This window comes from Shewanella sp. W3-18-1 (assembly GCF_000015185.1).
Lineage (GTDB): Bacteria > Pseudomonadota > Gammaproteobacteria > Enterobacterales > Shewanellaceae > Shewanella > Shewanella putrefaciens.
Map to the genome: position 1 here is coordinate 928944 of NC_008750.1, position 14326 is coordinate 943269.

Genomic DNA, 14326 nt, shown 5'->3' on the forward strand with positions numbered 1-14326 from the left:
GTAATGGCTTTATCTAGGCGTATAAATTTAAGGTGTGAGTAGCGCTAACTGTTTTACATCGGCTTCGCCTAACCCGAATAAACTTAGGTAGCTCACTAGGTTAGTCTTTAATCCTAGTGGATTAAGCCTTCTCAGAGCACAAGTGATGGTGCGCTGTGCCTTACGCTCCATCATCAACTCAACATCAAGCATTTGCTGATATTCATCTTTATTCAGACTTGCTTTGGCAAGGCGACGTAAACGGCGATAGGGAGAAAGAAACTTCTCATCCCATTCCTTTACGGCGGCAGTCAATGTTTGCCATTGCTCAGTGCTATATTGCCTTGGCCCTGTAACATCAAGCGTGAGATCTAAATATTGCGCCAGTAGCAGCAGGTTAACATTCACTTGGCAGCTATCCTGCAATTCGAGGCACAGTGCTTTATTGTGCCCATAACTCATATCACACCAATCCCAAATTTGGCCGTCTAGTCTGGATGGATTTTGCATACATTGTCCTTGTATATTGGGGGTGGTGATCATGTTTGTAGTCCCTACTGGTTTATCACTTCGAGTTCCATTGCATCAATTTCTTCTTGCAGTTCTAGCCATTGCATTTCACTGTCTTCTAAGGTTTGCGTCAAGCTCGTTCGCTCCGTTAATACAGCGGTTAGCTTGGCTTTGTTATCTTGGTCATATAATTCGCTATCGGCCAGCAAGTGTTCTAGCTCGGCGAGGCGTTCGCTCAGCTTTTGTTGTTCGGTTTCTAACTTAGTTTGCTTACGCTTGAGCGGCGATACCTTTTGGCGGATCTCGGCCTCAAGGCGTTTTTGTATCTTCTTATCAGCCGCTGGTTTGGTGTCGTCGCTATTGCTCGTTTGATTGGTACTGGCTTTCGCTGCATCGAGCAACCATTGGTGATAATCGTCTAAGTCGCCGTCGAAGGCACGTACTTCACCTTGATCCACCAGATAGTAATCGCTACAGGTTAACCGCAGTAAATGCCTATCATGGGATACGATAACCATTGCGCCTTCAAAGGTTTGCAATGCCATTGTCAGGGCGTGGCGCATCTCTAAGTCTAAATGGTTGGTGGGTTCATCGAGCAGCAATAGGTTAGGGCGTTGCCAAACTAATAGCGCCAACACCAAACGGGCTTTCTCGCCGCCAGAAAAGGGGCGTACAGGTGAAAGCGCCATATCGCCGTTAAAGCCAAAACCGCCTAAGAAGTTGCGTAATTCTTGCTCTCTGGCATTGGGCGCCAGACGCATTAAATGCTGCATTGGCGTATCATCGAGGCGTAAAAATTCGATTTGGTGCTGGGCGAAGTAGCCAATATTAACGCCAGGATTAGGTTCATACAAACCTGTCATTGGCGATAATTGACCCGATAACAGCTTGATTAATGTCGATTTACCCGCGCCGTTACGGCCGAGTAAACCAATGCGTGCACCCGGCACTAAGTTTAAATGCACCTTGCTCAGGATGGGTTTGTCGCCATAGCCTATTGCGACTTGCTCCATCTTAATCAGCGGATTGGGTAGGGCTTCCGGAGCACGAAACTCCATATAAAAGGGGCTATCGGCTTGAGACGGCAACAACTCAGTCATGCGCTCTAGTGCCTTTAAGCGGCTCTGCGCTTGTTTGGCTTTACTTGCCTTGTAACGGAAACGGTCAACGAAGGACTGCATGTGCGCACGTTCTTTTTGTTGGCGTTCGAAGGCGACCTGTTGTTGCGACATACGTTCGGCACGAATGCGCTCAAAGGCACTGTAATTGCCTTTGTAGAAATTGAGTTTTTGATTTTCAACGTGGACGATTTCATCAACGATTTCATCGATAAAGTCCCTATCATGGCTGATTAAAATCAGGGTGCCTTGATAGGACTTAATCCAACCTTCGAGCCAGTACATGGTATCTAAGTCTAAGTGGTTGGTCGGTTCGTCGAGGAGCAATAAGTCAGAGCGGCACAGTAGCGCTTGGGCTAAGTTGAGGCGCATACGCCAACCGCCCGAAAAGCTTTTCACCGGATTGCTTTGCTCGGCTTCACTAAAGCCCAAACCCGCTAACAATGAGCCTGCACGCGAATGAATCGCATAACCGCCGATAGCGTCGATTTTGCCGTGTAAGAGTGCGATGGCATTGCCGTCGTTATCTTCTTGAGCCTTGTGTAATAGGGCTTCTAATTGACGATATTCGCTATCGCCATCGATCACATATTCCAGTGCCGAGACGTCGAGCGCAGGGGTTTCTTGGGCCACAGTGGCAATTTGCCAGCCAGAAGGCAGACTAAATTCACCTTTATCTAGGCTTAAGTGACCTAAAATTAATGCGAGCAGTGAGGATTTGCCTGTGCCGTTAGCACCGACTAAACCGACCTTATGGCCGGGATAAATCGTGAGAGAGGTCTCATCTAGCAGGGTTTTGCTGCCACGGATTAATTGCGCTTGGTTGATGCTGATCATTAACTACAACTTGGTTAGAACGTAAATTCGTCAGGGCACAGATAATAGCGTACAACCCAGTTTCAAACCACAGCCTGACCCGATAACTCGGACAATTATTCGACTTTTCAGGATGATCTTTAGCGAATTGCATCACATCGACCTAAGGCCTCATACTTTCAGGTAACACTGGCATTCAATCATCAGTGTGGCAAAATAGCGCCAATTTCTTCGGCCGAGTCCCTTGGCCCTGCTATCTGGTCTTTATCTATTATGACAAACACTAAAATCAAAAAGCGTTTTGTAGCCGGTGCTAAGTGCCCAAAATGCAGCGCCAAAGACAGCATTTTACTCTACAAAGAAAACGGCATCGAAACCGTTGAATGCACAGAGTGTGATTACCGTGAACAGCAAACCGATGAAAAGGTGGCAGAAAAAGCCACAGGTGCTGTGATAGGGGTGTTTAAGCCGGACTAGGTTTCGCTAGGCAGTCCAGAAAATTAGATTCGTAAAAGATTCTCCGATGTGCAGTGTCGATTTGCAATATTACTCTGGTGGCACGCCGCCTATTGTTTTTAAAATAAGCTTCCCTGAGGGCTCAACGGTGGCATTCATGCCACCGACGGTCACTTCCGTAATAATGCAAATCCTAACTAACCCTCTCGCTGCCCGTTCTGCTAAAAAGCTATTTGCCTCAACGGCTTAAAGATTAGCCCTTTGTTGTCTGATAACTTGAGATACAAAAAGTAATAGATACTAAAAAGTAAGACCTGACCATGAGGGATTACAAACATCGTTACAGTGAATCAGACTTGCCTCCTCAGGTTCACACATAGAATCCTGCCATTTTGCACGTTTTTTCGAATGGTGCATTTGATAGAAAAATGATAAGTTCTTTTCATACAGATAGTTAACTGTGCGCGTTTCACTGGTCTAATGAGGTTAACGCGCAGCGCATAAATACGAAGACGTTAAGCGAAAAGGAAGAATCGTGAAAATCTCTGAATTACAAAAAGAACGAGGCATAGAATTGCCAAGCGATTATCTTGAGTTTGTCGCAGGTATCGACGCTGGCGAAGATTACTGCTTTAACGAATTCCCAGATGAGTACCCAGATTTCGAGGGAAGGTGCTGGGCGTTTTTTGACGAAGAGTTACTTTGTGAAAACATTGAAATGTCAGGAGTAGGCAACGCTCCAGCACATCGACAATTGGAACTATATTTAAAATGCTACCAAGAGTTCTCGAACAGTGAGTTTGTTCATTCATCAGAGGGTAAGCTCCCTATAAACAGAGTAGCCAATGGGTTTGTTGTTGCAGAAGAAAACGGTGATCTATTGTACTTAGACCCAGAAGACAACTTCTCAGTATGGATATTCCATCATGATGGTAGTGATGTTAAAAAGGTATCAAATTCAATGAGCGAGTGGTTGGCTCGTACCACCACCGCTTAACAAGTCGGCCAAAATAGCTCGGCCAAAACGGCCAAAATGGACACCCAGCCTTAATGGCGCTTCAATAAACCTCCGACTATGCTTTGGTTAAGCATTAAACAAGGAGGTTTGTATGCCGCGCCCTCGCAGAACTCAGATAAGTCTTGAAGACACACCTTATTATCATTGCTGTAGCCGCGTTGTTCGGCGTGCCTTTTGTGTGGCGATGATGCCTATTCTGGAAAAAATTATGACCATCTCCGCGCTTGGGTAGAATCGTTACTGTTTGAACTCGAAGCGGTTTTTGCTATTGATGTGGCCGCCTTTGCACTCTTGTAAATGAACGGGAGGGTCGAATCATCTCCATGTGGTGCAGCGGGTCGATATCGACAGCGCGAATCGTTGGACTGACCACGAAGTACTTGAGCAGTGGCATAAGCAGTTTAAAGGCGATGAATTAACGCAAAAATTCGCTAAAGGTGAGTTGGTTGAGGCCATGAGGTCAACAGGTTAAGGCATGCAATTGCCATTTATCGCAGTCGATTATGTGATATCAGTTGGTTTATGCGCTGCCTCAACGAACCCATCGCAAGACAAACGAATCAAGAAGATAACTGTACAGGTCGTTTCTGGGAAGGGCGATTTACCTATTTCTTTTATAGAGAATCAAGCTCTACTCGATGAAGCCGCAATGTTAACCTGCATGGCCTACGTTGATTTGAATCCCATTAGAGCCCAACTGGCTGATACACCAGAACAATCCGACCATACCAGTATTCAACTGCGTATTCGGGCCGCATTGAAAGGTGAGCAGCCTAAAAATCTACTGCCTTTTATCGTTAATGAGCGCGACAACCAGCCCAATGGCATTGCGTTTTTATTATCGGACTACCTTGAATTGGTCGATGATACAGGCCGAATTATTCGAAGCGACAAACGTGGGGCAATCAGTGAGAATAGTGCTAAGTTACTGGCAAGATTAAATATCTCACATGACAATTGGCTCAAGCTCACTACTGAGTTTGGCAAGCTATTTCGCGGTCCGGTGGGTACGCTGCAAGAACTCACTGATTACTGCGAACATCTAGAAAAGCGACGACGGCACTTTGCCGCAAGCTGTCAGCACTTTCACAGCAACTAACTGTAATCCTGCTTAACCAAACCCATCACTACCCATTTGTTTTATTGGGTGGATTAGCATGTCTTAAATACAACATTTTTAATGAGTTAGCTCATTTTCATGCCTTAGCTTTAGCTCTTCAACTTTTGATGACTCTCATTTACTCCATTTTAGTTAGTACAAGTTGTAGACAAACCGAAAGTGCATTATGTTGTTGATCTAAAATGGATGGCCAGATTTTTAGATTTTTTAGATTTTTTAGATTTTTTAGATGGTCAGATTTTTTACCTCTGACAATTCATTCAAGCAGACGCCGCTTCGCGTCGCGGCTTAATTCTGTCGTTGTGTGCTTAACGTTGTGTGCTTAAAGGAGTTTTATTGGTGAAATGGAGTAAGTTGAAATCGCTGGTAGAAGACAAGTTTTCTCAATCCCTTGGTGGGAGAGTTGCTATTTTCAGCACAAGATATGGTAATTGTACTTGTGGTCACGCTTGGCTGACACTTGATAAGGAAGTTATCGCTAATTTCTGTACAAGAGCATTCTGGAATCGCGCTGCTGGCGATTACCATTTTAAGGATGGACGGTGGGTTACAGACTCACCAGTTCCTGAGCATATATCTGCACACCAGAAAAAGTTTTACGGCGAAATGGAGTACGGTGAACTATCAAGGCAAGATGTTTATGAGGCTTGCTGGAGTTTCGTGCACGATCTTACCATTGATGAGTCTATATCTTCTGAAGATCCTTTAATTCAGTCACTTGCTATGCTTGATAAACGCTTGGGGAAACGCAGATTAAAATCTATAGATCAAGCTAAGTTGCACTCTTTAGCAAAAAAGCTACTAACTGTGCGTCTAGAATCCGAAGGTGTTCGAGTGGTAAGCACATAACAACCACTCTTGCTCGAACAAACATGCAGGCTTCCTTCACTTTGCTATTATTTTAGTGTGCTCCCATTTGGGGTGTTAACCCATAGAAATTTTTATCCGAAATTTATGTGTTAGAGCTTAGAACCTAGCTCACTTTTGTCCAAAGACAAGTTGCATATCTACTTTAAAACAAACAGGCTACACTGATGTTAAACAGGTGAGCCATGATGATTGGCGAGACGACCGTCCGCCCCATGGACGGGGCGGTCGAGCATCCACGGATGGACTCGCTGCGTGTCGGTGAGCGAATGCCATGGCTCATCATAAGCCAGCACTTAAAGAATTAAATGACCAAGTTTGATCCTCAGCAGTGCTATCCAGAAATTCTTAAAGTACTTCTGTCCAAAAGTGTGTTACGTATGTCTTTTAAATCTATAGGTTACGCTAATGCCAAAAAGGCGAGTCATGGTGATTAGCGAGACGACCGTCCGCCCCAAGAACGGACTGTCTGTGAGTCGACGAGTCAATGCCATGGCAAACCTGTGTGAGTGGATATCAGCAACCTACCCTTCTATTTTTTCGAATGTTTAGGCCGTGATTTCGCGTTATTCTTTTGTAAACTTCCTTGTTATTCTGCCTCCATCAGCAAAGCGTTTGCGTCTTGTGTTAGCCGTATGATCTTGGCGTTTCACGTATCGCTTTGCTCAACCGATAGGAGAGCAGCAATGAAAGTATTAAGTCAGTTTTCCGCCAAAGCCGCGATGGATGGCGATGGGGTCAATATTCGCCGTGTCGCCGATTTTGTGACGACTAAATTTGATCCTTTCTTGATGATCGACGAAATAAAATCCGATGATGAACAAGATTTTATTGGCGGCTTCCCCGCACATCCCCATCGCGGGATGGAGACCTTCACTTATATTCGTAAGGGCGGTTTTGAGCATCGCGACCAAATGGGTAATGTGAAGGCGATTCGTGCCGGCGATGTGCAGTGGATGAGCACCGGGTTCGGAGTAGTACACTCTGAAATGCCGCTGGCCGATGCAGTTGATGGTCTGCATGGATTCCAAATTTGGGTCAATATGCCCGCCAAAGACAAGCTGCGCCCTGCGAAGTATCAAGATACTGCGGGTAGCGCGAGCGTTGAAGCGACCAATGATACTGGCGCAACCTTGAAAGCCTTAGCGGGTGATTGGGGCTTTAAAGATCAGCCGCTTATTAGTGCGGCTATTCAAGGATTAGCGGGTGAGGCTGCTATTGCTGATTTAAGTCTATCGCCAAATGCTGAGGCCACGCTCGATTTGTCTCAACATGAGTTTGTCGCCTTGTACCTTTACCAAGGTGGCTTATATAAAAGCGATTCGAGTAAGGGTGAGGATTCACACTGGTCATCTGCTTCAAATCAACATCATCAGGGCGAGTTTTTAGTGCTCGATAGCCAAAGTGTGCTTAAGCTTAAAGCCGATGAGCGCGGCGCTGGGATGTTACTATTTGCGGGTAAACCTATCCGTGAAAAAATCGTCCAGATGGGGCCCTTTGTGATGAACACCCAAGCGGAAATTCAGCAGGCGATCCGCGATTATCAAGAAGGGCGTTTCGGCCAGATCGCGTAATTTGTTAAATCTGCCGTGCTGAGCTAATTCTAAATCCAAGCCTAAATTTAAGTTTAAGCCCTGTATTCCTACAGGGCTTTTTGTTGCTGTTCACGCAAGCTATGTCTATTGCTTAAGGACTTGAGGCAAAAGCCGCGCTTTGTTGCTACAATAGCCGTGCTTTTGGGTTGAGCGAGCCTAGAGCTTAAATCTAAACTCAAGCTAGCCTAAAACTAACCTGAATCTTGATAGACCAGTTTAATCGATAAGTAACGCAATTTCAGTAACCTAGTAGCCGCTTCGTTACCCACCACAGGATATTCACCTTGAGCAACTCTGATACTAAGCCTAATCCATCAATGGCTTTTTCGACTCTTAAGCTAAAACCCGAACTGCTTGAGAACCTTTCTTCTATGGGCTACAACGAGATGACGCCAATTCAGGCGCAAAGTTTGCCACCCATTTTAGCGGGGCAGGATGTGATAGGTCAGGGTAAAACTGGCTCGGGTAAAACGGCCGCCTTCGGCTTAGGATTACTGAACAAGTTAGACGTTAAACGCTTTCGCATTCAAACCTTAGTGTTATGTCCAACCCGCGAGTTGGCCGACCAAGTGGCGCAGGAAATCCGTACCCTTGCCCGTGGTATTCACAACGTTAAAGTACTGACACTTTGCGGCGGTGTACCTATGGGGCCACAGGTTGGCTCGCTGGAACACGGCGCGCACATTATTGTGGGTACGCCTGGCCGTATCGTCGATCACTTAGATCGCAATCGCTTAGATTTAAGCAATCTCAACATGTTAGTGCTCGATGAAGCTGATCGCATGTTAGAAATGGGTTTCCAACCCGCCCTCGATGCGATTATCGAACAAGCCCCGCGTGAGCGTCAGACGCTGCTATTCAGCGCGACGTTCCCTGAGCAAATTCAATCGATTGCTAAGCAAATCATGTATGACCCAAGCATGGTTAAAGTCGAAGGTAATCACGACAGCTTGAGCATAGCCCAACATTTCTATCATTTAGATGATGACAAGGCGCGTATGCAAGCGCTGCAATTATTGTTGTTAGAACATAAGCCTGAAAGCGCGGTGGTGTTCTGTAACACTAAACGCGAAACCCAAAAAGTGGCCGATGAGCTTGAAGGTTTAGGCTTTAGCGTATTGGCTTTGCACGGTGATTTAGAGCAAAGAGACAGGGACGAAACCTTGCTGCAATTTGCCAACAAGAGTGCCTGTGTCTTAGTGGCGACCGACGTTGCCGCCCGTGGTTTAGATATCGATGCGCTGGATGCCGTGTTTAACTATCATGTCGCCTATGACACCGAAGTGCACATTCACCGTATCGGTCGTACTGGCCGTGCGGGCAGTAAAGGCGCCGCTTATACCTTCTATAACGACCAAGACGGTTACAAGATTGCCTTGTTAGAAGAGTACTTAGAGCGCGAAATCACCAGCGAATCACTGCCATCTGAAAGTCTGCTCGGTAGCACGCCTGCAGCCCCAACCATGATCACTCTGCAGATCGATGGCGGTAAGAAGGAAAAACTGCGTCCAGGGGATATCTTAGGCGCACTGACGGGCGAAAACGGTATCGAAGGCTCACAGGTGGGTAAAATCCAAGTGACCGATTACCGCGCCTATGTGGCCGTTAATCGTAAGGTTGCCAAGAAAGCACTGAACAAACTGACTGGCGGGCGTATTAAAGGTAAATCTTACCGCGCTTGGCCAATGAAGTAAGCTTGGTTTTGCTGTGAGGTTTTGTTAATCCGCTATTGTTGATTAATCACTAAATGAAATTGAGCTTTGGGGCTCAATTTCATTTTTTATATCAAGTTGCACCTTCAGATATTCGCTATTCTTAGTTTGCACATCTATTTGGCTTTTTTTTCTAAATTAATCTTTTATGTCCTACCAAAGCCTGATTTAGCTGCTAAATTTTTATCAGTCATTCCAATCTTAAACAAAATTTAGTTGATGTAGTCCCTGTTGTGGTTCACTAAGGAGAGTGTCACAAATGCGTAAAAATTTGCCCATTACAGGAAATGAAAGAACATTTCCGAAGGAACAGCAGCTTATTTCATCTACTGATATTAAGGGCACTATCTTGCATTGTAATGATGCATTTATCTCCATTAGTGGTTTTAGTCGTGAAGAGTTAGTTGGCAAACCCCATAACATAGTTCGACATCCTGATATGCCTGAAGCGGCATTTAAGACGATGTGGAGCTATTTACAGCAGGGCAAACCTTGGATGGGGCTTGTAAAAAACCGCTGTAAGAATGGGGATTATTATTGGGTTAATGCCTATGTGACTCCAGTGACGGAACATGGACGTGTAGTGGGGTATGAATCGGTTCGCTCAGTCCCAAGTCGAGAGCAGGTAGCCCATGCAGAGCGTTTATACACGGCAATCAATGCAGGAAAAAATCCTCAAAGCAGTCTTTCAACCCTGATGGCTAATCTTCGTTGGGTAAGCCTACCTGCGATCGCTATGATTATTTCATTACTGCTATGGTGGCGATTAGGCCCAACAGAAGCGTCTATTGCTTTTCTTATCACAGCGTTACTTAGCTATGGTTTGGGAGTATATCGTTTAAACAGCACACTTACTCACCTTGTGGAATTACTGCCAACCCCTTTTACCGACCCACTTGCAGTTGCTTCCTATGCAAAACATCGTGGAATATTGGGGCAGTTGGAGGTTGCGGTATTAGCGGAATCAGCCCATTTAAATACAGTGTTAACTCGGATCGAAGATGCCTCGACTAAAGTGGCCTCACAATCGGATCAAGTGATGCATTTATCTGTAGAATCAACGGACTGTATCCGTAAGCAGCAAGTGCAAACAGAACAAGTTGCGACCGCCATGAATCAGATGACGACAACGATTGCTGAAATATCGTCACATGTGCAGGATACCGCAACCAAAGCCAGCGATGTTGATGCGTTAGCCTGTTCTGGTTCTGCGGTGGCAGGACAAACACGTAGTGCAATGCAGCAGCTACAAAAAACCGTCAATGATATTAGCCAGTCGGTGGCGGATCTTGCCGATCAGACAGATAAAATTGTGGGCGCGGCACAATTAATTGAACAGATCGCCGAACAAACCAACTTACTTGCCCTTAATGCTGCAATTGAGGCTGCAAGAGCAGGTGATCAAGGCCGAGGCTTTGCTGTGGTCGCCGATGAAGTGAGGCTGCTCGCGTCGCGAACTACCGCATCAACTAAAGAAATTTATGATATTATTCAACTGCTTTCGACCAAAGCTAAAGCCTCAGTATTGATTGCTCAAAATGGATGTAAAGATACTGAACAGGGGGTTGCTCAAGTCGGATTAGCTGAAAAGGCATTAGAAGGCATTAGTGTTGCAGTGACGAGTATCGCCACTATGGCGGTGCAAATGGCTGCTGCGGTGGAAGAACAAGCCCATGTTGCTGAAGATATTAATCAACAAATTGTGATTATTTCTGAGCTTGCCAGTACTTCATTAGAGCAAGGCACAGAGGTCAGTGAAAGTGGCAAAAATCTACAAATGACATCAGAACAATTGCACGAGCTGGTAGAGCGCTTCCGTAAGGTATGAAATAAATAAGCAAGGATTGTAAAAATGCAAACGCCCAAATTCGCGTGGATTTGGGCGTTTGTTTGAGCTTGATACTAAGTCGTTTTTCTTGTTAAAGACGGACTAATCTTGGGTGTTTCTTGGGCGACTTGCACCGTTATTGGGGCGACGGGTGTTTTTCTTTGGGCCATTGGCGTAAGGATTGTCACCCGATTGGCCACGATTTTCGCCAGAGCCTGAACGGCCTTCACTTGGGCGATTGGCGCCAGTGCTATTCGCACGACCGTCGTTTGAACGTGGTGTACGAGGTTTAGCATCGCCGCGAGGAGCGCTACTGACTTCACCGCTGTGTCTGGGATTCTTGTCGTTTGGCTTGTGACCACGAGCGACATCACCGCTGCGTTGACCATCTTTATGCTCGTTACTTTTGGGCGATGGTGTATGTTGTTGGCGCTGCGCACCTTCTTTTTTGTCCTCAGCTTTATAGCCATCACGTCCTGAACCCGCTCTCGGTGCAGCCTGACCTGCACTTCGGTGATTGCGACGACTTGGAATGGTTTTTACTGTGTTATTTTTACTGCTCGAATTTAAGCGTGACTCAGGCAGTGGATGTACTGGATTAAAGCCTTCAACGACCTCACGGTCGAGGATACGGTTGATAAGGCGTTCAATATCATTAAGTAATTTGATTTCTTCACTGCTGACCAATGATACCGCTTGGCCCGAAGCGCCCGCACGACCAGTGCGACCAATACGATGGACATAATCTTCAGGCACGTTGGGTAAGTCGAAGTTAACGACCTGTGGCAGCTGGTCAATATCTAAGCCGCGGGCCGCAATATCGGTTGCGACTAATACACGTACTTGACCATTTTTAAAATCGGCCAAAGCTTTAGTACGAGCAGTTTGACTTTTATTACCGTGAATTGCCGCAGCTTTAATCCCTGCTTCTTCCAGATTTTTAGCTAAACGGTTGGCACCGTGTTTAGTGCGTGAAAACACTAATACCTGTTGCCAGTCGTGTTGCTTAATAAGTTGGGTGAGTAGTGCCGACTTTTGGCCTTTATCAACAGGGCAAACCCACTGTTTGACTGTGGTCGCTGCAGCATTGCGCGGTGTCACCGAAATTTCGACTGGATTGTTCACTAAGCCTTTAGCTAACTCGCGAATTTCATCGGAGAAGGTGGCTGAGAACATCAGGTTTTGGCGTTGCTTAGGTAATATAGCGAGAATTTTTCGGATATCTCGGATAAAGCCCATATCGAGCATGCGATCGGCTTCATCTAATACGAGTATTTCAAGTTGATTAAATTTCACCGCTTTTTGATTGTACAGATCCATTAATCGACCGGGTGTCGCGACTAATACATCGACACCGTGGCGTAATTTTGCGATTTGCGGATTGATCGGGACGCCACCAAAGACGACCGCAGAGCGTAAGGGTAAGTATTTGCCGTAGGTTTCGACACTTTCAGCAACCTGTGCCGCAAGTTCACGTGTGGGTGTTAATACTAAGGTGCGAACTTGTCCCGCTTGGGCTTTTTGACCTTTACTGAGCAACTCTAACAAAGGAAGGGTGAAGCCTGCTGTTTTACCTGTTCCAGTTTGGGCTGCCGCCATCACATCTTGGCCTTGGAGCACAGCGGGAATAGCTTGCGCTTGGATTGGCGAAGGTGTGTCGTAACCTTGTTCGGCGACGGCTTTAAGTATCGGGGCCGATAAGCCCAGGGAGGTAAAACTCATAGATAGGTCTCTTGTGGCAACACTTTGCTGCATTTGTGGTCAATGGCCAGGGTTCGCTGGCGGGCGTGCAGCTTACAGGATCAGGCCCTTAAGTGCCATCGAATAAAGCCAAGTCCCCCTGTAATATGGCTTAGATATATAAAAGATAGCTGTTAAAGCGTGTGGCCACTTGCCACGCTTTATTCCCATTTATTGATATTTAGCGAATTTATACCAGTTAGGGTGTTGTTCTGTATTTAGTGAAAGATCACGCTTATGTTAATTTGATTGCTTTTAAGTGGTTTGTCTTGGAGTAGAATTAACAAATGCCCACAATAGGTTGCAGTGATTTTATACCTAGGTTGAAATAAGTGGATATTTCCTAAGGTGAGATAGGGCTTGAGGTTGTGTTTCTTGATTGCCAAGCCATTTTACTTTTAGGATGGGATTTTCTTGAGTTGATTATACGCCTCATTACAGGTGAACTATGACAGCGATACAGCATATTGAACGCCTTGCACGAGGGCGAAGTGAGCAGGCCGTTGCCGTCATTAAAAACGTGCAGCAGATGTCCAATATTCCTACGCATGAAATGCAGTTAGCACTTAAGCAATTAGTAAGCTGTGGCCGTGTCGCGTTACATTTTCATCCCGATAGAATTGATAGCCGCGGCATGACGGTAGCCGAAGGCTTGCTCCGAGATGGTCAATATCGCAGCCAGTTCGAGACTCATATTTCTAATGGTCAGTTATCCCCTGAATTAGGTGGCCCACGGGATCATTGGGAAAACCAACTCTTTGGCAATGTGTATAAAGGAACAAAATCCCGACCTAAATATGGCGCCTTAGATTTGAGCATGTGGCAGGATGGCCCAGCTCCTCGCTTTGGCAGTTGTTATTTATTGACTCATACAGAAGTGATGTCTCGGGCTACCTTTTCCTACCTTGACTCATATCGCAATCCAAAGGAGAAGGGAACTTTAGGTTGTTTTGAGGATATTTTAGCAGCGCTGTTAACGGAAAGCTTTGAGCGTCACTATGCCTTAGGCAAAACTGACTTCAAGCCGCTGAATGTGATCCATTATTTGGGGCATCAACTCAATGCTTCTTTGATGTCACGGTTTGAGCGGCCACTATCAAGTAACCTCGATCATTATATTGAAGCGCAGATCCACGGTGATGTATCACTCGATGAGGATATCGCCATGCTGGTGGCTGATCCGAGTTTTAAGGGGACGGATATTGGCGACACTTTGAGTAAAATGTGTGATAGGTATGATATTGAACTGCAATATCACCAAGGTTTTAGCTTACATACGGAACAAATCCCAAGTGATTTTCGTGGCCCTACTATGCCATCACTCGCTCAGTGTATTGCGATAGAAGATAGGGTTAATGCCTATGCTATTGGTGTTGCTGCGAGGGATTTATATCATTTCCCCCAACATTGGCGTGAACGCGGAAATCGCGCTCTGGTCGCCCATGAACTCAAATTGCTTTGGCATGTGTTAGTAAAATACGGTGCTTAATTTGTAAATTGTTAAATTATTTCGTTTTTGTGAATCGGTTAACAAAAGCCTCCTACAGGGTTTCATCTATTGCGGATG

Annotated in this window: 10 protein-coding genes and 1 pseudogene; 8 read left to right on the plus strand and 3 right to left on the minus strand. The window is 45.7% G+C overall.

Annotated features, from left to right (window positions below; genetic code table 11):
• Positions 1-27: 27 nt before the first annotated feature.
• Together SPUTW3181_RS04270 and SPUTW3181_RS04275 are read right to left on the minus strand one after the other, a co-directional pair.
• Entirely contained in the window at positions 28-489 is a 462-nt protein-coding gene (locus tag SPUTW3181_RS04270) for a DUF2390 domain-containing protein (protein ID WP_014611257.1), read from the minus strand.
• A 44-nt stretch (positions 490-533) separates the two neighbouring features.
• Entirely contained in the window at positions 534-2444 is a 1911-nt protein-coding gene (locus SPUTW3181_RS04275; protein ID WP_011788204.1) for an ABC transporter ATP-binding protein, read from the minus strand.
• 252 nt (positions 2445-2696) lie between these two features.
• Between SPUTW3181_RS04275 and SPUTW3181_RS04280 the strand changes: the two genes are divergently transcribed.
• From SPUTW3181_RS04280 to SPUTW3181_RS04320, 7 genes and pseudogenes are all read left to right on the plus strand, one after another.
• Entirely contained in the window at positions 2697-2900 is a 204-nt protein-coding gene (locus SPUTW3181_RS04280) for a YheV family putative zinc ribbon protein (RefSeq protein ID WP_011788205.1), read from the plus strand.
• 514 nt (positions 2901-3414) lie between these two features.
• Positions 3415-3876, plus strand: coding sequence for an SMI1/KNR4 family protein (locus SPUTW3181_RS04285; protein WP_011788206.1), 462 nt, complete (start codon positions 3415-3417; stop codon positions 3874-3876).
• Between the two features lie 112 nt (positions 3877-3988).
• A pseudogene (locus SPUTW3181_RS21485) lies at positions 3989-4996 on the plus strand (transposase).
• Between the two features lie 360 nt (positions 4997-5356).
• Positions 5357-5866, plus strand: coding sequence for a hypothetical protein (locus SPUTW3181_RS04300; RefSeq protein ID WP_014611255.1), 510 nt, complete (start codon positions 5357-5359; stop codon positions 5864-5866).
• Between the two features lie 704 nt (positions 5867-6570).
• The gene (locus SPUTW3181_RS04310; protein ID WP_011788210.1) at positions 6571-7458 is read left to right on the plus strand and encodes a pirin family protein; all 888 of its coding nucleotides are present in this window, start codon (positions 6571-6573) and stop codon (positions 7456-7458) included.
• Positions 7459-7796: 338 nt separating this feature from the next.
• A complete protein-coding gene (gene dbpA, locus SPUTW3181_RS04315) occupies positions 7797-9173 on the plus strand; it encodes an ATP-dependent RNA helicase DbpA (protein ID WP_011788211.1) in 1377 nt (458 codons plus the stop codon).
• A 277-nt stretch (positions 9174-9450) separates the two neighbouring features.
• The gene (locus SPUTW3181_RS04320; RefSeq protein WP_011788212.1) at positions 9451-11019 is read left to right on the plus strand and encodes a methyl-accepting chemotaxis protein; all 1569 of its coding nucleotides are present in this window, start codon (positions 9451-9453) and stop codon (positions 11017-11019) included.
• A 102-nt stretch (positions 11020-11121) separates the two neighbouring features.
• Here the strand turns inward: SPUTW3181_RS04320 and SPUTW3181_RS04325 are convergent, their stop codons facing one another.
• Positions 11122-12741, minus strand: a complete 1620-nt coding sequence (locus tag SPUTW3181_RS04325) for a DEAD/DEAH box helicase (protein ID WP_041407985.1) — start codon at positions 12739-12741, stop codon at positions 11122-11124.
• A gap of 466 nt (positions 12742-13207) precedes the next feature.
• On the opposite strand from SPUTW3181_RS04325, the gene SPUTW3181_RS04330 reads away from it, so the two are divergent.
• Positions 13208-14248 (plus strand): DUF3626 domain-containing protein, encoded by a 1041-nt coding sequence (locus SPUTW3181_RS04330; protein WP_011788214.1) that lies wholly within the window; start codon positions 13208-13210, stop codon positions 14246-14248.
• The last annotated feature ends 78 nt before the right edge of the window (positions 14249-14326 follow it).